This is a genomic window from Comamonas sp. Z1 (assembly GCF_008121555.1).
Lineage (GTDB): Bacteria > Pseudomonadota > Gammaproteobacteria > Burkholderiales > Burkholderiaceae_C > Comamonas > Comamonas thiooxydans.
The window spans coordinates 17,626-34,866 of sequence record NZ_VOQT01000024.1; the positions used below are offsets into that span (position 1 = coordinate 17,626).

Annotated in this window: 17 protein-coding genes; all 17 read right to left on the minus strand. The window is 62.8% G+C overall.

Features of this window, described 5'->3' with window-relative positions:
• Window positions 1–4: 4 nt before the first annotated feature.
• The gene (locus FSY45_RS24700; RefSeq protein WP_148748470.1) at window positions 5–1,585 is read right to left on the minus strand and encodes a hypothetical protein; all 1,581 of its coding nucleotides are present in this window, start codon (window positions 1,583–1,585) and stop codon (window positions 5–7) included.
• On the minus strand, window positions 1,582–2,844 hold the full coding sequence (locus tag FSY45_RS28420; RefSeq protein ID WP_224651370.1) for a methyltransferase type 11: 1,263 nt from the start codon (window positions 2,842–2,844) through the stop codon (window positions 1,582–1,584). The genes FSY45_RS24700 and FSY45_RS28420 overlap by 4 nt, the downstream gene beginning before the upstream one ends.
• On the minus strand, window positions 2,841–3,719 hold the full coding sequence (locus FSY45_RS24710; protein ID WP_148748471.1) for a hypothetical protein: 879 nt from the start codon (window positions 3,717–3,719) through the stop codon (window positions 2,841–2,843). The genes FSY45_RS28420 and FSY45_RS24710 overlap by 4 nt, the downstream gene beginning before the upstream one ends.
• The gene (locus FSY45_RS24715) at window positions 3,697–4,122 is read right to left on the minus strand and encodes a GNAT family protein (RefSeq protein ID WP_148748472.1); all 426 of its coding nucleotides are present in this window, start codon (window positions 4,120–4,122) and stop codon (window positions 3,697–3,699) included. Before FSY45_RS24715 ends, FSY45_RS24710 begins: the two co-directional genes overlap by 23 nt.
• Before the next feature lie 29 nt (window positions 4,123–4,151).
• A complete protein-coding gene (locus FSY45_RS24720; RefSeq protein WP_148748473.1) occupies window positions 4,152–4,625 on the minus strand; it encodes a tail fiber assembly protein in 474 nt (157 codons plus the stop codon).
• Complete coding sequence (locus tag FSY45_RS24725; RefSeq protein ID WP_148748474.1) at window positions 4,622–6,793, minus strand: DUF1983 domain-containing protein; 2,172 nt, start codon at window positions 6,791–6,793, stop codon at window positions 4,622–4,624. Before FSY45_RS24725 ends, FSY45_RS24720 begins: the two co-directional genes overlap by 4 nt.
• Window positions 6,790–9,378: a hypothetical protein gene (locus tag FSY45_RS24730; RefSeq protein WP_148748475.1), complete on the minus strand. Its 2,589-nt coding sequence runs from the start codon at window positions 9,376–9,378 to the stop codon at window positions 6,790–6,792. The genes FSY45_RS24725 and FSY45_RS24730 overlap by 4 nt, the downstream gene beginning before the upstream one ends.
• A 41-nt stretch (window positions 9,379–9,419) precedes the next feature.
• Complete coding sequence (locus FSY45_RS24735) at window positions 9,420–9,776, minus strand: hypothetical protein (protein ID WP_148748476.1); 357 nt, start codon at window positions 9,774–9,776, stop codon at window positions 9,420–9,422.
• A gap of 1 nt (window position 9,777) precedes the next feature.
• On the minus strand, window positions 9,778–12,414 hold the full coding sequence (locus FSY45_RS24740; protein WP_148748477.1) for a pyocin knob domain-containing S74 family peptidase: 2,637 nt from the start codon (window positions 12,412–12,414) through the stop codon (window positions 9,778–9,780).
• A gap of 2 nt (window positions 12,415–12,416) precedes the next feature.
• Window positions 12,417–12,701, minus strand: coding sequence for a hypothetical protein (locus tag FSY45_RS24745; protein WP_148748478.1), 285 nt, complete (start codon window positions 12,699–12,701; stop codon window positions 12,417–12,419).
• Window positions 12,698–13,390 carry a hypothetical protein gene (locus tag FSY45_RS24750; protein WP_148748479.1) on the minus strand — a complete coding sequence of 231 codons (693 nt, stop codon included), beginning with the start codon at window positions 13,388–13,390 and terminating at the stop codon, window positions 12,698–12,700. Before FSY45_RS24750 ends, FSY45_RS24745 begins: the two co-directional genes overlap by 4 nt.
• 13 nt (window positions 13,391–13,403) lie before the next feature.
• Window positions 13,404–13,820 carry a hypothetical protein gene (locus tag FSY45_RS24755; RefSeq protein WP_148748480.1) on the minus strand — a complete coding sequence of 139 codons (417 nt, stop codon included), beginning with the start codon at window positions 13,818–13,820 and terminating at the stop codon, window positions 13,404–13,406.
• Between the two features lie 11 nt (window positions 13,821–13,831).
• Complete coding sequence (locus FSY45_RS24760) at window positions 13,832–14,458, minus strand: DUF6682 family protein (protein ID WP_255443434.1); 627 nt, start codon at window positions 14,456–14,458, stop codon at window positions 13,832–13,834.
• Window positions 14,452–15,066, minus strand: coding sequence for a hypothetical protein (locus FSY45_RS24765; protein ID WP_148748481.1), 615 nt, complete (start codon window positions 15,064–15,066; stop codon window positions 14,452–14,454). The genes FSY45_RS24760 and FSY45_RS24765 overlap by 7 nt, the downstream gene beginning before the upstream one ends.
• A 9-nt stretch (window positions 15,067–15,075) precedes the next feature.
• Entirely contained in the window at window positions 15,076–15,516 is a 441-nt protein-coding gene (locus FSY45_RS24770; RefSeq protein WP_148748482.1) for a hypothetical protein, read from the minus strand.
• Window positions 15,517–15,599: 83 nt separating this feature from the next.
• Window positions 15,600–16,052, minus strand: a complete 453-nt coding sequence (locus FSY45_RS24775) for a hypothetical protein (RefSeq protein ID WP_148748483.1) — start codon at window positions 16,050–16,052, stop codon at window positions 15,600–15,602.
• Between the two features lie 20 nt (window positions 16,053–16,072).
• Window positions 16,073–17,188: a N4-gp56 family major capsid protein gene (locus FSY45_RS24780; protein ID WP_148748484.1), complete on the minus strand. Its 1,116-nt coding sequence runs from the start codon at window positions 17,186–17,188 to the stop codon at window positions 16,073–16,075.
• Window positions 17,189–17,241 lie beyond the last annotated feature (53 nt).

The following is a 17,241-nucleotide window of genomic DNA, read 5'->3' on the forward strand; positions in this document are numbered from 1 at the left end:
TCCCCTACTGGACGATGCCTCTGGCCGCCAGCTCGGAGCGAACCTCTTCCACGCTCATGCCGTGTTTTTTGGCGGTCGCCGCGAGGTTTTCCGGGGTCATCATCTTGCGCGTGGCCTTCACAGCAGCTTCATAGGTTGCTTGCTTCTGCGCGTCTGTCGATGCTTGCTTCTGCCGCTCCTTGCCCTGCTGCTGCTGGAAGCGCATAAGCGCCTCGTCGGTCGTTCGGATCTGCGGATTGGCCGCAATGAAGTCCGCAAATTGCTGCTCCTTGCCCATGTCGCGCTTGACCGTTTCTTTCTGCGTGAGCGGGTCAACCTGCGTCGTGCCAAAGGTCTTCTGGATCTTCACGGGGTCATAAGAGAATTTATCGGCGGTCTTGCCGGTGGCACTGTTCGGCAGGATGACGCCAGCGCGCACGGCCTTGCGGCGCGCCTCGCTCAGCGGCGTGCCGGCGGCCGCTGCTTCCTCTTCGGCCAGCCCTTCCATGGCATCACGGCGCTCATTCTTTTCCCGCATGCCGGCCGCATGAGTAGCGGCGGCGCGGCCTTCAGCTGCGGCCGCGCGCCCCTCTGCACGGTCGGCGCGACTGTCGGCGCGCAGCGCCAGCCCATTACGAAACTCGTCTTGCGAGTATTGGTAGAGCGCGGTCGGATTCTCCAGTGACGACAGCATGGCCATGGCCTCGCGCTCGTTTTTCACGCTCATGGGGGCCATGGGCTGGCCATCGAGCCCCGTGCGATTCATGACAAGGCCGCCGTCCTTGGTGCGCTCGATGCCCGTCACCTTGGAGCCGCTGGGGACGAACTTGTTATAGAAGGCCGCCACCGCGCCATAGTCGCCGCTGCTCAAGGCCGCCATAGCCTGGCCAAGCGCCTGCTTGCGCTCCGCGCCCTCCAGCTGGATCTTGATATGCGACTGAGCCATGTGCTCTTGCATGGCCTTTTGGGCATCCTGCATATGCCCAGCTTTGGCCAGGCGCATGGCGCGCTGCTGCGTCATCTGCAGGAAGTCGTCAGCCCCTGGCTGGCGGCGCTGGCCATCCTCGCCCATAAGCCCCGCCTCAAAGGCCGCGCCCAGCTCCTTGTCGATCCCCTCAATGGTGGCCGTGCGTGCATCGTCCTTGGCCCATTGCTTTTCCTCGCGGGCATCGCGGGTGGCCTGGTGGGCCTGCTGGTTGGCCTGCATGCGCAGCTGCATGCCGCGCGCTGGATCTGTCTTGCCAATCACATCAGCCATGGCCATGGCGCGCTGTGTGTCCTGCTGCTGGCTGGTCAGGCTCCCGGCCGTGCGCTGGCCCATGAAGTCGGTCACGCCCTGCATGGCCACGGTCTTGGAGTCGCCCGCCTGGTTCGTGGCCACATAGCCGCCCTTGCCCTCGTCGTAGCTGATCGCATAGCCATCGTTGGCCAGCTTCTCCAGCTGCTGGCCCTGCTCGGCCGTAAAGCCTTGGCTCTCCTGCGGCCTGGCCTGCGCAACCTCGCCAAGCGCCTGCTCCTGCTCGGCCTGCTTGTAGGTGGCCATCACGCCTTGCGCCAGGCGCTGGCCAGCCTCCAGGCCGCGCGCAAATGCTGGGGTCATCCTCATGTTTCACACTCCTTGATTTCCGCGTCCAGGACGCGCATGCTGCGCTGCAGCTCTTCTCTGACCAGCTGCAAGCTGGCCACGTACTCGCCCAGGCGCTCCGGACTCTTGGCCTTGAAGTACTGCGCCTTGCCATCACCCCACCAGGCGGTGCAGCCCAGGCACTCGGGCGCGCTCTCCACGCCTGGCAGCTCGTAGAGCTTGTTCTTGAAGGGAGCCCAGCGCTCCAGGTAATCCAGCACCTCGGCATGGCTCCAGCCATCGACGGGCAATATCACCTGGTAGGGCACATCGTCGCGGCCCGGCTGCTTGGGCGTGTCGGCCAGCTTGGTGCCACGGATTACCGCCTGCACGCCATCGGAAAGCATGCGCTGATGCATGGGGGCCATCAGGTTGAACCAGCAGCAGTCAAAGCGCCCTGTCATGGCCACGCGCCCCAGGCCGTGCACCATCCCCAGAAACGACGATTCCGCCGGCACCACATCGACCGGCATGCCATGCTTGGCGCGCCAGGCCTTCACATCCGACTGCACCACCACCAGCGAACCCACCACGCGGGTGGCCCACAGAACGACCTCCAGCGTTTCCGGCAGCGTGTCGCCCGTGCACATCCAGTAAGTGCTTGCGCGCCCTTGCTTTCCCACGTAAGGCAAGCACAGAAGCAAGCACGCAAGCGAATCTTTGCCGCCAGAAAACTGCAGCGCCGCGCGATCATCGAGCTGGCCGCGCTCGCTGGTCTTGCGCCAAACGCTGGTGCTATGGCCCAACTGCGCCAGCACCGGCATGGCCGCGTCCAGGCGCGCGCCTGGCGCTCTGTAGAGTTCATCGAGCACCAGGCGCAGCGAGAAGCCCTCCAGCTCGGCCCACAGCTCAACCGCCTGGCGGTCGTGCAGCTCGATGCCCAGCAGCTCGCGCGCTGCCACCTGGCTGCTCAGTCCATCGACAAACAGCTCTTGCATCACCAGCGTGCCACCCATGGCCAGCAGCTGGCGCGCTCGGCGCAGCTGCTCGATGGGATCGAAGCACATGGCATAGACCAGCACCACCGCGTCAGCCTGGCCAGGCTCCAGGCCTTCGCCGTCGCACCAGTTGAACTGCGGCAGCAGCTGGGCCAGCTCGGGGCCGGCATTGCCAATGAGCACGACCGTGGCCCCGTCTTCCAGCGCCAGCAGCTCAGCCAAGGCCTGCGCATGCTCCTGCTCGGAAGGGCCAAGCCGCCAGAGCAAGGGCATTTGATCCGCGTCGAATAGAGGCTCTTTCATAGGTATGCCGCCCCCAGAGTTGCACCCGCACCCAGCAGCGTGCCGAAAACGTCGCCCTGATTGTTCTGCGACTGCTGGTAGGCATTGGATTGCTGGCTCCAGATACTGCCCGCCGTGGCGGCCGACTGCCCCGCCATCTGGCCAGCCTGTGCCAGACCGCCATTCAGACCCGCAAGCCCGTTGTTTGCAATGGTCTGCCCGGTCGATCCGTATTGAGCCGTCGCGGCCGTGGTCTGCTGGCCCATGCCGGGATAGCCCGCCAGCACGCCCGCCGCTACCTGCGTCAGCCTGCGCCCTTCTTCGCGTGCTTGAGTGCGCGCATTGTTCTTGCCGGCGGCCGTGGCCAGGGCTTCGCTGGCCGCCATAGCGTCAGCACCAGCCCCAAATTTCCCATCTGACGGGTTCACGCCCATGCGCGACATTTCCGCCGTCTGCGTGCGCCGCGCGCTTTGGTAGGCCTGCGCCACATCGGCCGAGGCCTTGCCCGCCAGCTCTTCGGCCTTGGCCTCCGTGTTGAAGGTGGCCGCATCCGTCACCATCTGGTTTTGCAGATTGGTCAGCTGGCCGCGCCGCTCCAGCGCATAGTCGCGGTCTTCTTGCGACTGCTGCCAGGCCGTCTTGGCAGAGTCCAAGGCGAATTGCGTTTGCTCCCTCTGCAGGGGGGCCATTGAATTGGCGTTGTCGATGATCTGCTGAATCATCGAATCCTGTACGCCCAGGTTCTTGATCTGGGCATCCACTAGACGCGGATCTGGCGGGGGCGTGCTGCCGCCGTTGCCGCCCTCCAGAGTCATGCCAAGGCCTGCGCGGCCGCCACGGGGCATAAAGGCCCGCGCCGGCAGTAGCCCCCACTCACTTTTGTGCCAACGGCTCATAGGTCAATTTTTCCTTCCAAAGCGCTGCAATCACCATGTCACCACCATCAGCGGCCGCGCCCTTCAACGTCGCTTCAATCTCACCCCCCAGGTGCGCAATCAGCTTCAACATGCGTTCATTGCCCGCGTGTACGAAGCCGCGCAAGCAGCTGACGCCGCACGCGACAAAGGGGTAAGAGAGATAGGCCTGCAGAAATCGACGGTTGAGCCAGTGCCCGCCCGGACTGCCAGCGGTATGCACCCACATGGAGCGCCCCGTGTAGTCGTAGAAAACAGCCCCAGCAATGGGCTGACCATTGCGCCGCATGCAGAAGCCCGTCGCGCCTTGCACGCGAAAGACGCCAGGCTGCTGGCTTTGGACATAGCCATAAGCCGCGTCCAGGTTGTAATCAAGCTCAAACATGCCGCCATGGTGGCGGGCTTGGAGCGCGCCTAGTGCTGCGCTTCTGTCGGTGCTTCGGTGCTTTCATCGGCTGGCGCTGCTGGCCAGTCGATGGCGAACGGGTCAGGCTGCAGAGGCACATCGCGCAGCGCCTGGCGGTAAGCCACCCATTCAGGCGCGAGCGCCTGGCCAATCTCCATTGCGCGGGTCACGCGCCAATCCGTTGCACTCATGAGCCTGTCGCGCTCGCGCCTGACGCGCTCCCACTGCGCGCCCGCCGGCATCACCCAGCAGCATGCAGCCAGGTCGAAGACCTGCGCGGGATCTGTCGGGCGCTTCTTGTCAATCAGCTTGCTGCTTTGGCTGTCGTAGATCAAGCCGCTGGTGCAATCTTCCGGCAAATCGCAACCGGGCTCTATCCAGCCCGCCAGGGCTTCCGCCTCATCTTGCAGCACCATGTACTGCAGCACCGCATGGAATCGCCCCGCCGCGCAGGCCTCACCTAATCGAATCACTGTCTTCATCGTTTACCACCTACCGCAGACACCCAAGCGTCATAGTTCACATCGCGCACGCTCCACCCCCTGCTCGTGACGTTCACGCGCACGACCAATTGATGCGACCCAATGCCAGGCTTCACAAATACAGCCCGGACACCATGGCGCTGATCTGGCACAGCAGATGGGTAATTCGTCTGATTCATGGGGAAACTAGCGATAGCGGAGCCATCAAGCAGCAGCTGCACATTGGCATAAAGTGAGCCGTTGAATTCCTGTCCATTGGGATTGCCCACTGCGGCGGCGGCCGTCCCCGAGACACCAAACATCACAACAAAGCCAGTACCGCCGGTCACTTGCTCAATCCCGATGACTGCCAGGTCATACGTGCCAACACTGTTCGTTGTGGCCCCCCCAGCTCCATAAATCATGGATGTGACAGATCCGCCCTTGATCTTGAGTTCATCAATCTCTGCGTCATTGATGTGGATGGCACGCACGGCGGCCACGTCGATTTCAGCGGAACCAATGGCGGCCTTGCCGATGTAGGCGCGCCCAATGGCACCGGACGCAATGAAGGTGCTGACGTTCCACTGTTCAATCTTGCTCAAGCGACTCACAAAGTCGCCGGTTCCCATCACCGAGCCGTCTGGCATGCGAACCGTAGAGCCAATGATTGTGTAATTCTGCGTGGCCAGCGAGCCCAGGCCCGTGATATCCGCCGCAGAAACAATGTTCTTGGTGGCTAGAGATCCTAGCCCGCTCACATCGGAAACAGTGACACCGTTCTTTGTGGCTAGGCTTCCTAGGCCGCTCACCTGGCCAACCGTCACACCGTCCTGCGTGGCCAGGCCTCCAAGGCCTCCCACCTGGCCGGCAAGCAGGTTCTTAACCCATGAGGCATCCATGCCGCCAGAGGAAAGAATGACCTCGCCCTTCGCGTCACGGATAACCAGCCCGTTGGTGTTGATGTGGCGCGCAGACACTGACCCGTCTACCAGCAGCTCGCCATTAATCATCACGCCAGGATTCACCCAGGCCGCGCCATTCCAATAGCGCGTCACGGCCGTTCCATTGGGCAGGGTGATCGTCACCATGTCGCCTATGACAAGGTGATTGTTATTGGGCGCGCTCAGCGTTTTGCCCAGCGCCAGCCATACCGCTTGACGCGCAGAGGTATCGCTCCAGGCCGCCGCGCTCACGCCCAGCTGCACGCTCCCGCGCAGGCCATCACTGAGCACCCGCGTGGTGCCATCAAGGCGCATGTTGCCCTTGATGTAGACATTGTTCTGCAGGTAGATGCCGTTGGCGTCCACCCCAAAAACCACATCCTGCGCCCGAGGCGTCACCAGCTGGCCCGCGTTGTAGCTCGGGGCCACAACGGCGAACTTGTCGGCCATGATGATGAAGGCGCTTGAGGTCTTGCCGTTGACCTCTTCGGCCGCGATCCCGTAGCCAGCCAGCGCCCCGCCGGCCTGCACCTTCATGGTGTACTGCGCGCGCAGGCCGTTGGAATAGTCCGCCTGCACGGTCATTTGCTCTTCAAGTCGCGCAATGCCGGCGCTGCCGTCCTTGTAGTAGTTGTCTACGCTGGCCGCCAGCTGCTCCACCTTCACCGCAAAGGCCTTGCTTCCATCCGACCAGGCGGCAGAAGTCTCGCGCACCCCGGCATGGGCATTGCGCAGGCTGGCCGTGAGCTGGCGCACGACCATGGCCATGCTGCGCTCATTGTTCTGAATCAGGCTTTCAGTCTTCTCGATGGCCGCCCCGAGCCGGCGCGCCTCGTCAATCAGATCCCGCTTCAACTCGTTGCGGATCTCTTCGGGCAAATCATCGAAGCGGGCCGGATCGTTGAGGGACTTCACCAGGTCTTTGAACAGGCGAGTATTGAGGATCGACTGCGCGAACCGATCCACGGCCGCCGATGCCGTAAGCCCTGTCCCCAGCTCATTGCCGATATCGCCGCCAGATAGCCCCGCCACAGCGTCAGAAAGCGCCGCGAGTGGGGCCATAGCCTCTCTCAGCTCGCGCACCGTTACCACGCGTTCCTGCGAGTTCCCTCTGTCGCCGCTGCGAACCTCCAGCCACTCCGCCACCTTTGCCGCCCAGGCGTTGAGGCCCTTGTCGGCCGTCTGCAGCACCGGGATGGCCGGCAGTTTCGCCGCGCCCGTGTCCTGTCGAATCTCATTCGTCATTCTTGGCGCAGCTCCATAGTGGACGATGCCAAGGCAACGCGGTCGATGCGCGCCGCACCTTCGACTTCAATCTCATGCTCCAGCCATTTGCCAGGCGGCAGGCGCTCGGGCTCCAGGCTCGATACCTGAACCTCGTGCCGCAGCTCGCCATCGGCAAACCACCGGATAGTCACGGGGCTGGCCAGGGTCTGGTCGCCGTACACCTTGAGCCAGGCCAAGCCCGTTTGCTGGGGCAGCGTGCTGATTCCGCTTTTCCAGCGCCCAACCCGCCGCGCCGCCTCTGTAAAGCACTGCATGACCTTCGTACCGTTGACCACGTACAGCACATCGGTGAACTTGTCCGACCAGGCAGCAGACCCCACCAGGTCGCAGCGCCCGAGCTTGAATTGCCCGCCCTCCACGCTGATGGCCAGGCAACCACTGCCGGCCGTCCCCGAGTAGAAAAGGTAGTACACGCCCACATGCTCGACCGCGAACATGCCCGCCGGGTTCATGGCCTGCCACTGCTCCTTGGTGAAATAGGTCTGCGTCACCAGCTCGACGGTATTGCCGCGCACAGAGCAAAGCCCAGCCTGGCCGGCGTACAGCACCGCGCCAGGCACGGCCACAACCGTTCGGGCGCTGGCGCAGCTGTAGAAGCTATCGAGCTTCAAGGCCGTCATGCTGGCCGAGTGCGTGCCGGTGATGACGTAGGGGCACCCGGTCGTAACAGCCACCACCGTGGACTCATAGCCGGCGATGGCCACAACCGGGAATTCTGTTTTGACCTGGTAGGCCACTGGCCAGGCATACGGCACATAGGGCTCACAGAAGGCCACCATGTTGTCGATGAACCCGGCCATGATCCCGTTGTCAATGCCCGTCATGCCGCGCAGGTAGGGAGCCGCGCCGCTGACCGGCTTCACCTCCCCCGTGAATTGCGAGTCCTGGCGGTATGGCGGGGCCAGCCAGGTAAATTGCGGCTGCAGGCTGTCCAGCTCGGAGCTGGGCACGTTGTCGAGAAAGGACGCGGTTGCAATATCCAACTCCTTCACCAGCTGCCAGGCCGCGCCAGACTGCCCCGTGTTGGAGCGGTAGAGCCGCCATTTGACGATGTTGCGCGCCGCGAATGTCTCCCCCGTCAAGAGGCCCGGCCGCGTCACTGTCACCGTATCGACGGCCGCAACCTCAACCATGGGCGTCAGGGGGGACGGCTGGGACTCTTCCCCCCAATCCGTCACCATGGCCACCACGTAATAGCGCGTGTCCACCACCCGCACGCTGGCCGATGGCGTCAGCGTCTTGAGGCCGCCGAGCTTGTCCACCCAGGTGCCGACCTGGGCGGCATCGTCCACGGCTTTGAGCCACTGGCTGGCAAGCTGGCCCTCGATGCTCACCACCAGCGCCGCGCACCGCTGCTGTATCTCGAGCATTCGAGCATTCAGGCTGTTGGCCTCTCCAGTGGATGCGTACTGCTTGTTGTTGTACGCATCGAACGCCGTGTAATAGGCGTCCATCGCCTGGTCATAGACGGCCCATTCCGGGTTTTCGTGCAGCCCCGTGGAGTCGCCCTCGTCGGGAATCCAGCGCGGCGTGCTGGGCTGCGTGGGCTTGACCGGCGGCGCGCCGGCGACGGCCCAGGTCTTGACCAGCGCCAGGTTGCTGAATTCACCCAGCAGCGTGGCCAGCTCGCTGCGCCATTTGTCGCAAGAGACACCCGGCCCCACGGCCGCTACCGCAGCGTCCACCACGACACCGACCTGCGCCGAGGTGAGCACCGCCTGCCCGGACTGCTCGCCAAAGCCCGCCGGGAACTCAATCAGCTGCACCGTGTTTTGCAGCGTGGTGCGGGTCAGGGGGTAGGCCGCCGGCATGGCCGCCACGGGCACCAGCCAGCCGGTAGAGGTCTTTGTCGCGCCTAAGCGGGTCATGGCCATGGCCGTGGAAGCCGCGCGCGCGTCCGTCACGACCGCGTAAATCATCCCCGTGGCCAGGCCTGCGACACCCGCCTGAGTCGCGGTCTTGAGCCCGTAGTTGTCGGGAGCCCCGGCGAAGCTCTTGCCGGCGGCGTCGTAGCGAAGGCCCGCGGCGTTTTTGTCGGCGCGCGAGGGAGAGGCGCTGACGATGGCCTTCTGAATCAGGCCCACAAAGTCGCCGTAAAGCCAGGTTTGCGCCTCATCGACCTGCAAGGTATCCACGACATTGACCGTCAGGGCAGGAGCGGCCGAGCGCGCCACGCCCAGAACCCGATCCACGCCCTTGACGTTTATCACTCGGGGCGGCTTGTCGCCGGCGTCGAACGTCACATAGGTGCGCTCCGTGGCCTCGTCATTGATCTGGCCTTTGGCAAAAGAGCGCCTGTCGGGGTACATCGAGAGCGCGGCCGAGGGGTCGGCCTGCACCTGGCCTGCAGCGTTGCGGTGGAACCTGTGAAGCGACAGCGTGCCCGCTGGGCAGGTCGAGTGCACCTTGTCGGCCTGCAGCGGCCTAAAGTCGCCGGCCGCCAGATAGAGGTTGTGATTGATTCGCGCGAAGGTGCCGCCAAGCCCACGGCCTGAAAGGCTTGGCGCTTCTCCGACGAAATTAGAAATTTGCAGCAGTGCCATGCCCGCATGGTGGCGGGCTTGGAGCGCGGTCGGGGCCAGGCCTATGCCGGCTGCTCAACCGGCGCACCGCTCGTAGCCGATATCCCCTGATCGCGCAGCATGGCGGTATGCAGGTACAGAGAGGCCAGCATGTCATAGACCTGCTGATAGGTGCCGATGCCCGTCACCAGGCCCGTGGCGTCCATGATCGGGAATGTAGTGTCTGCATTGTCGGCGCGCAGCGCGTTATGACAGAACCCCTCGTCGCGCAGGATTGGCTTTTCCAGCCCTGCATTGATAACCCGTTCCTCTTGGAAGAAGACTGTTTTGATTTCGTTTCCAAGCGGGTTATTCAAGATGACTTGACGGCACCGAACAAACTGAGTTCCTTCAATATTGCTTTCTTGATAATCTGGCATATCACCCCCTTGCTTTCAAAATTTCAATAGTTTTCTGCTGCTGCTTTACGATTTTGTAAAGCCGCTTAATAGCTTCTGTGTTCACTGCGTTCATCCCGCCCTGATCCACATTCATGACCATGCCGTCAGGAACAAACTCTATTTGCGCCTCGCTTGCTTTTGTCATTCGTATGTTTTGAGGAAAATTCTTTTGCACAGCTTGCGCGCTATAGCTGATCTGCTCGCCAGAATCTATGTCCTTGCGTGTGTATCGGATAACGCTAACGTCGAGCAGCTTCTCCAATGGGCAATCAAGTTCTTCAATAACATTTTTTAGATTAATGTCCGAAGTCTGAACAAGTGATCCGTTCGCGTAGATATTTCTTCTAACGTAATAATCTCCATATCCATTCCAAACAAATGGATTGGGGGCCAGGCCGTACATTTGAAGGGCAACAACCGGAGGCGAGGACGCGCTGTCTCCCGCGTGTACCTGCATCGCTGCAAGATGACGCTGCCCCCAGTTGGTAACGCGCCAGACGCTGTAAGCAGCCAGGTTATTAGCAGCATCGACCTGAATAACTGCATTCGCAGAGTCCCAATTCGCGTATCCACCGCCAATATCTCCAGTCTGCCTTACTGCAATCGACGGCTTGTCGTTGACAATATCTCCAGAAAACCCGCGACTAGAAAAGAATTTTCCATCAGATCCTCTCAATGTCGCCTGCCCTGTGCTAGAAACGCTGTAAATCCCTAGACTGGCTTCATTTCCAAAAAGATAGCCGTTGTATTTCCCTACATAGAGCTGAGTTTCAGCACTTCCATTGTCAAATACGCCATTTGTATTTGCCTGCAAAACAGTTGGCGTTATCAGTAACGGCGTTGACTTGTAAACCCCTGGCCCGTCATAGTAGTTAAAGGTAAACGATTCACCATTTGCGCCAAGCATGGCAGTGGCCCATCGGCAATCTGCCTCATTCGCGTACCCAAACCTCATCGTGATGATTTGAGTTCCGACAGTCCCAAACTTAGGGTAAAGGGCCTCACCTACCGCCACCTTGGCATCCAGAGCCGCTTGCAGCCCTGTCACCGTGGAAATAGCCTGCGTGCCCGTGTGATTGGCACGCGACTTGAGATTCGCGTCGGTGTCATTCTTGGTGGCTGCGGCCGCAATGGCATCGAGCTTGGCCTTGTCGGTACTGGTCATCACCCCGGCCAGCGCTGTGGTGGCCGCCGGCAGCGTCGTGTTGTTGCCCGTCGAGCTGGTCAACGGCACTGTCGTGGTCGTGCGTGTGCCAATACCCAGATCCGTGCCCACGTTGACCTGAGCGCCTGCCGCTACCCCGTCCAGCTTGCTCTTATCGTCCGAGGACATGAGGCCCGGTGCCGCAGTGGTGGCCAGCGCCGGCGGGTCAATCTCCGTGTAGACACGAGACCAGCCGCTCCACACGTTGCTGTAGTAGGAGCGCTCGTAGGTCTTGCGGGCTGTGGTGTTGATGTATTCCGTGAGGCGCTGAACAACGCCCGCCGCCCTCCACACGCTCAGGTTAAAGGCGATCTTTGTCGGGCAGTTGGCCAGCGTTACCGCCCATGCATTGTTCGGGCAATAGTAAGAGCCCTCTGTCTGGTAGGTGTTCAGATCGGCAGAGTCTGGAATCAGCGTGCTTGTCCAATTCACGGTCGCGCCGGCCGCAATCGCATCGAGCTTGGACTTGTCAGCAGCAGACATTGCGCCGGCCAGCGTGGTGCTGGCGACGGGGAATGTCGTGCTTGTCCCTGTCGAGCTGGTCACGGGAACGCCGGTAGCCGTGCGCGTGCCGATGCCCAGATTCGTGGCCACGTTCACCTGAGCGCCTGCCGCGATCCCTGCCAGCTTGGCCACATCCCCCGGAGCCATGAGCCCGGCCAGCGCCGAGGTGGCGAGCGGCAGAGTCGCGTTATCCCCGGTCGAGGACTCAATCAGGATGTTGACGGCCGCCGCTGTCGCTTTCAGGTTAGTAGGCACATTCACCTGAGCGCCTGCTGCAATGCCGTCGAGCTTGGCCTTGTCTGTGCTGACCATCAAGCCAGCCAGCTCCGTGGTGGCCGCCGGCAGTGTCGTGCCCGATCCTGTCGAGCTGGTCAGCGGTAGCGTCGTCGTGGTGCGCGTGCCCTGGCCCAGATTCGTGGCCACGTTGACCTGAGCCCCGGCCGCGATCCCGTTGAGCTTGGCCAGCAGCGCGGCCGTGAGGTCGTTTTCAGACAGCCCCTTGCCTGGCACAAGATCAACCTTGCCGTCGATGTTGCTCTGCAGGGACTGGCTGGCGCTGGTAATCAGCTGCTCCAGGGCCACGCGCACCGCGTCAACCAGCGTAGGCGTGGCCACGCTGGCGGCCGTGAGGCGCATCTGCAATACCGTGCCCGCCGGCCAGGCTACGCCCTTCGTCCCCTCCTGAGCGCGCACCACAGTGAGGGCAGAGCCAACCCGACCCGTCACCTTCACGACCTCCCAGACGGCCTCTACGCCGCTTGAGTTCAGACCGATCAAGGTGGCCAGGTGGAAATCGCCGGCGGCCAGAACTGGCCAGCCCGTCAAAGACACCAGCGGCAAGCTGGTCGCCGTTGCTGTCGCAGCACCGGACAGAACGCCGGTCACGTTGTTTGCAAGAATCTGCGCCACGCTTAAACCTCTTTCACCTTCACCACGATCTCGTCTTGCAGCCTCTCGCCGTCGCGCGTTTCGACCGTCACCGTCACCTTGTAGGTGACGCCACTCACGCCGCCGCGCACCCAGAAGCGCACGCGGGTTTCTTCATCGAAGATGCTCACATGCTCCACCACCAGCCCCGCCGGCTCCGCGATGGCGCTGGCGCTCTCCAAGCTGTCGCCGTCGTGCAGCGCTTCTTGGTACTGAATGGAGTAGCTTCGGCGCTCTTGAGGCTGCTGCTCTACCTGTCCCAGCTTCATGCCGTCCTCTTGAAATCTATGAATGCGGGCCGCGCAAACTCGGAATTTGTGAACGGCCGTTTAAACGTCGCGCCGGGGAAGTCCTGCGCGCCGATGTTTGTCTGAGCGTCAGCAACGACAAGCGCCTGCAGAATCAGCTTGGCGTGCCCATTGAGACCGCGCGTAGCCTTCGCACTTAGAGCGCCGTCTGTCTTGAGCTGGGCAGCGGCCCCGCCGGTCAACCTGGCCGTGGCCAGCATCTCGGCCACACCCCAGACCACTGCACGCGCACCATGGCCACGGACAGCCGGCGCGCTCAAGGCCGCCGACGCCCGCATAACCGCGCCCGTGAAAGCGCCCCGCATGGGGTTCGACTCGATGGCCAGGCCCGCCGTCATGCGCGCCAGGCCACCTATGCCGCGCTTCGCGTCTGACTTCATGGAAGCCTGGCCAGAGACAGAGGCGCGGCCGCCGCGCCCACTGACGGCCGCGCCGCTTGCCGCCACATCGGCGCTCAGTGAGGCGCGCGCCGGCCTGTTGGCAGATCCTGTAGCGCTTAGCCTGGTGTCAGCCTCAAAGCGGATCTCTGCCGTGCTGGTTCGGCTCCCGTTCGCCTCAATGGCCAGCTGAACCAGCAGCCGCGCCCCGGCCTCAATGGAAAAGCGTTCGCTTCCATTGATTGCCCGCCCGTTGAGTGGCGCGAAGTTCACGACAGCCCCGCCCTTAGCTCAGCAGCAGCTCAAGCGTCGAGGGCTGGAAGCTCAGATCATCACCAGGCTCGATGCGCTTGGACTTCACCAGCTCCTTGAAGGCCCACATATTCCCGCCCGTCACAGCGTCGTAAATGGCCATGTGGGTGATATCCAGCGTGTTGGCCCCTGCATTGGGGTTGAAGAAGAAGCGGATAAGGTTGCGCGTCAGACCGTCATTCGGCGCTGACCAGGCCGAGGCCAGTACGCCCACATCGAAGCGCGAGTAGCCTGGCCACTGTGCGGTCGTCACCTCGTTGGCCGCGATACCGGCGGCCGTGGGGTCAGCCGTGAACAGCGCAATGCAGACCTTGGCGGGCTTTGCAGCGGTCACGCCGCGCAGAACATGGTTCACCAGCTGATTGCGCGCGTAGGTAGATAAGTCACCCATGGAAATCTCACTTAGTTAGTGGGCGCTACGTTGTTTGCGGCCTTGACCTGCACACCCAGCGCGTCGTTGAAAAGCTGCAAGCTCGCTGCCGCAAGCTCTGTGTTGTTGCCGTATTCCGCGTCCTTGGAATAGGCACGGAACATGACGTAATTGCGAAGCGCATCCATCCACTGCGGCGGCACGGATGGTTGACTTGCTTCGGTGCTTGCATCTGTCGTTGCTTTGCTGACAATCGCATGCACCTTGCATCCCTGCTTGACCGGCGGATACACCGCAAAGTCCTTGGGGTAGCGCGAGTCCCACATGAAGTGCGCCGCGTCGCTGGCCGGGCTCATGGCGCGCCAGCCGGCGGCCAGCACATCGAGCTGCCACATCGAGGTTTTCGTGATGCGCTTGGATTGGCGGTTGACGTTGTGCGTGATGTCGATCAGCGCCAGCACGCTGGCCGGCAGGTGCTGCTCCCAGCCCGCGACAAGCTCCAGCTCGATAGAGCCCGCCATCTGGTCGGGGCGCTGCTCGGCAAACTTGCGCTGCGCCTCGTTGAAGTGGGCCAGCAGCTCCAGCCGCGTCCAGCGAACGCTTTTCTTGTCCTGCAGATCCTCGGCAACCCGGTCTAGCAGGTCTTTGATGGTCAGCACCAGCCCACCTTTCTGGCTCCACCGCCGCGCGTGCCGTGGTTGCGCCATACAGCGGCCTGCGCCGTGTTCTTCGCCTGGTTGAATCGCTCCAGGTGCACAGCGGCCAGCTCGGGCTTAAAGAAGTCCGTGTTGTCCTTGGCCAGCAGCTCGGAGAGCGCGCCATCGCGCAGCGCCTCAAAGAAGCGGCTCGCCACCAGGTCGGGCACCGTGCTGGCGCTGATGGTCGGCTGCAGGGTGCACTTCACGCGCACCGCGCCGACCTGGCCAGAGGGGAGATAGAAGTTCTGCAGATCCGTGCACACCAGGCCGCGCAGCCGGCTCATGGCCACGGGATCGCCTTCGGTATCCATGGCCATGACCACCTCCAGGGGCTTGCCGTCCAGCGTTGCCGCCTCCAGGCGCACCACCTCGGCCCCCATGGGCAGGTCGAGCCCGTATTCCTGAGTTGCGTCACCCGTGGCCTGCACGGGGTCAAGCCAGACCTGCCAGGCGCGAGTGTTCGCGCAGAAGTCGCGCGCCGCCCGGTTCAGGCACAGATGAATAAGCGGCACTGGCGCGGTGGGCGCAGCCAACTGCAGCTCGGGCATCCAGTTGTCCCACGTTGCCATGAGAGTGCCTTAGCCCTTGGCGGCGCGGTTCACACGGCCAGTGGGGCGCGTGCCGGCTTCCTGGGGCAGTGCATTGGCGTTTTGCTGGCTGGTGTCCTCGGCCTCGTCCTCTTCGTCCGCGCCGGGGCTACCAGCACCAGGGCCAAGGCCTGGCACAAATGCGCCGGCGGCCAGGGCGGCAGACTGTTGCGCGGCTTCCAGCTGGCCGGCGGCTTTCAGGCGCGCGGCGCGCTCGGCGGCCTGGCGCAGAAAAGCAATTTCCTGCTCGTAGTCCTCGCGGCTCATGAAATTGCCAGAGGCCTGCATCTTGGCAATGTGGCCTTCATCCTCCACCTCGCAGGCCAGGGGCTCGCCCGTGAAGACGTAGAGCTTGATCTTGCCGCCACGCAGAGGGAAGCTCACCGTCACGGTGCCGTCATTGCGAGGGGGGATCGTTGTGCACAGTTCCATTTTCTAATCCTTGTCAGTCCAAAAAGACCCACGGGCTGACCCGTGGGGTAAAGCCCGACCGAAGCCGGGCGCTGCACACACCGTCAGGCGTTGAAGTAAGTCAGGTCGAAGCCCAGCAGGCCGGCCGCGTTGCCTGGGCCTGTGACCTTGACCGCGATCTGGCGGGGCCAGCCCTTGGGCTGCACCTTGCCGAAAGCCACGGGAACCACTTGCTTGTAGCCGCCGGCCGCGCCGGTCGTGTCATCCACGATCCAGGCCGCGCCGCCGTCTTCGGGCTTGGTGGACAGGTCGCCAGTGATGGGATCGAGCACACCGATGGAGCACTTGAAGCCCACGCCCAGCGCCTCGCTGCGCACAAAGGCCACTGTCGGCAAGCAGCCCTCGGGCAGCACGCCAATGACGCCGATCACGCCGACAACGTGGTCAGACACATCCACGGGCTGACCAAATCGGGCATTGGCCAACTCGGGGCCGCTGGGGGTCAAAGCGCTCTGATGGCCAGAGGCCACGGCGCTACGGTTTTTGAATGCAGGCATTGCCGCGTCCTTTCCTGTGATTAGCGAGTTGCGGCAGCGGTATCGACCGAGAACAGGCCGCTGTCGTGCGCCACGCCGTTGATTTCGTAGCGTGTTTTCTTCGTGCCGAAGATCGAGGAAGTGGTGATAACGATCTGGTTGCCGTTGTCGCGGGTTTCCTCGTGCCAGTCGTAGCGCATGCCCGTGCCAGGCGAGCCGAAGGCCACAACACCCGCCTGAGCACCCATGAACAGGGCGCGAGCGGTTTCCACGTTGCTCATGGCTCCGTGGGTGTTGTGACGGATGGCATTGCGGTGCGAGTGCAGCACCACGCCGCGATGCATGCCCAGCGCGTTGTTGACCAGGGGCGACTTGTTGCCCAGGCTGGTGGCCAGCGCCTTTTGGATCTCCAGCCAGCCGCCGGTGCCGGTGTCTTTGCGCAGGTCATCTTCCTGGAAGGTATGCATGACCATCACAAAGCATTCCTGGCCATTGACGCGGCAGGGCTTGAGCACGGGGATATCCGTCGCGCCGCCGCCTTGGGTATCGGCGCGCGTCTTGCAACGGTTGATGACTTCCAGGCTCATCTTGTCGGTCGCGTCGATGTTGCTCACCGCAGTGGCATCGCCGCCAAACAGCTGATGGAATTGGCTAGGCGCGTTCAGGGGGTTGTTGGCGCGGCCTTGGTATCCCAGCGGCAGGATGAAGTTGGCATTGATGCCGCGCGAGCCCGACAGGTAGACGAACTGCAGCTCGTCTTGGAAACGACGCCACCAGTCGGCCTGCTGGGCCTTGGCGCGCATGCGCAGATCGTGCAGCGTGCGCTTGCGCGTCATGCGGCCGCCGGTGTTCACACCGCCGCGCGCCTGGTCGATCATCACTTCATCGGTATAGAAGCGCTGGGCTTCTTCCTTGCCGTGCAGCACATCGTCGCCCTCGACGGGGGCCATGCGCAGCTCAGCCAGCAGGTCGTATTGGATGCGGTCGCCGGCTTCGCTTTCCAGGTCGGGGATGACCTGGATAGGTACATGCTCTTCCTGGCCGATGGCCGTGAACTTGGAGCCGAAGAAAGACTCCTGCGAAATGTCCAGGCTCAGCTTGGTGCTGAAACGCTTGACGGCTTGGGGGCTGTTCACGCCCACAACGGTTTTACCCATGAGAAATGCTCCCTGTGTGGAGTGAGCACTTCAGCGCCCCAATCAATAAATCC

Coding starts and splice junctions, on each gene's coding strand:
- FSY45_RS24765 (WP_148748481.1), bottom strand. CDS start 15,066: ATGGCAACGTGGGACAACTGGATGCCCGAGCTGCAGTTGGCTGCGCCC.
- FSY45_RS24725 (WP_148748474.1), bottom strand. CDS start 6,793: ATGACGAATGAGATTCGACAGGACACGGGCGCGGCGAAACTGCCGGCC.
- FSY45_RS24770 (WP_148748482.1), bottom strand. CDS start 15,516: ATGGAACTGTGCACAACGATCCCCCCTCGCAATGACGGCACCGTGACG.
- FSY45_RS24720 (WP_148748473.1), bottom strand. CDS start 4,625: ATGAAGACAGTGATTCGATTAGGTGAGGCCTGCGCGGCGGGGCGATTC.
- FSY45_RS24715 (WP_148748472.1), bottom strand. CDS start 4,122: ATGTTTGAGCTTGATTACAACCTGGACGCGGCTTATGGCTATGTCCAA.
- FSY45_RS24755 (WP_148748480.1), bottom strand. CDS start 13,820: ATGGGTGACTTATCTACCTACGCGCGCAATCAGCTGGTGAACCATGTT.
- FSY45_RS24700 (WP_148748470.1), bottom strand. CDS start 1,585: ATGAGGATGACCCCAGCATTTGCGCGCGGCCTGGAGGCTGGCCAGCGC.
- FSY45_RS24780 (WP_148748484.1), bottom strand. CDS start 17,188: ATGGGTAAAACCGTTGTGGGCGTGAACAGCCCCCAAGCCGTCAAGCGT.
- FSY45_RS24730 (WP_148748475.1), bottom strand. CDS start 9,378: ATGGCACTGCTGCAAATTTCTAATTTCGTCGGAGAAGCGCCAAGCCTT.
- FSY45_RS24735 (WP_148748476.1), bottom strand. CDS start 9,776: ATGCCAGATTATCAAGAAAGCAATATTGAAGGAACTCAGTTTGTTCGG.
- FSY45_RS28420 (WP_224651370.1), bottom strand. CDS start 2,844: ATGAAAGAGCCTCTATTCGACGCGGATCAAATGCCCTTGCTCTGGCGG.
- FSY45_RS24775 (WP_148748483.1), bottom strand. CDS start 16,052: ATGCCTGCATTCAAAAACCGTAGCGCCGTGGCCTCTGGCCATCAGAGC.
- FSY45_RS24710 (WP_148748471.1), bottom strand. CDS start 3,719: ATGAGCCGTTGGCACAAAAGTGAGTGGGGGCTACTGCCGGCGCGGGCC.
- FSY45_RS24745 (WP_148748478.1), bottom strand. CDS start 12,701: ATGAAGCTGGGACAGGTAGAGCAGCAGCCTCAAGAGCGCCGAAGCTAC.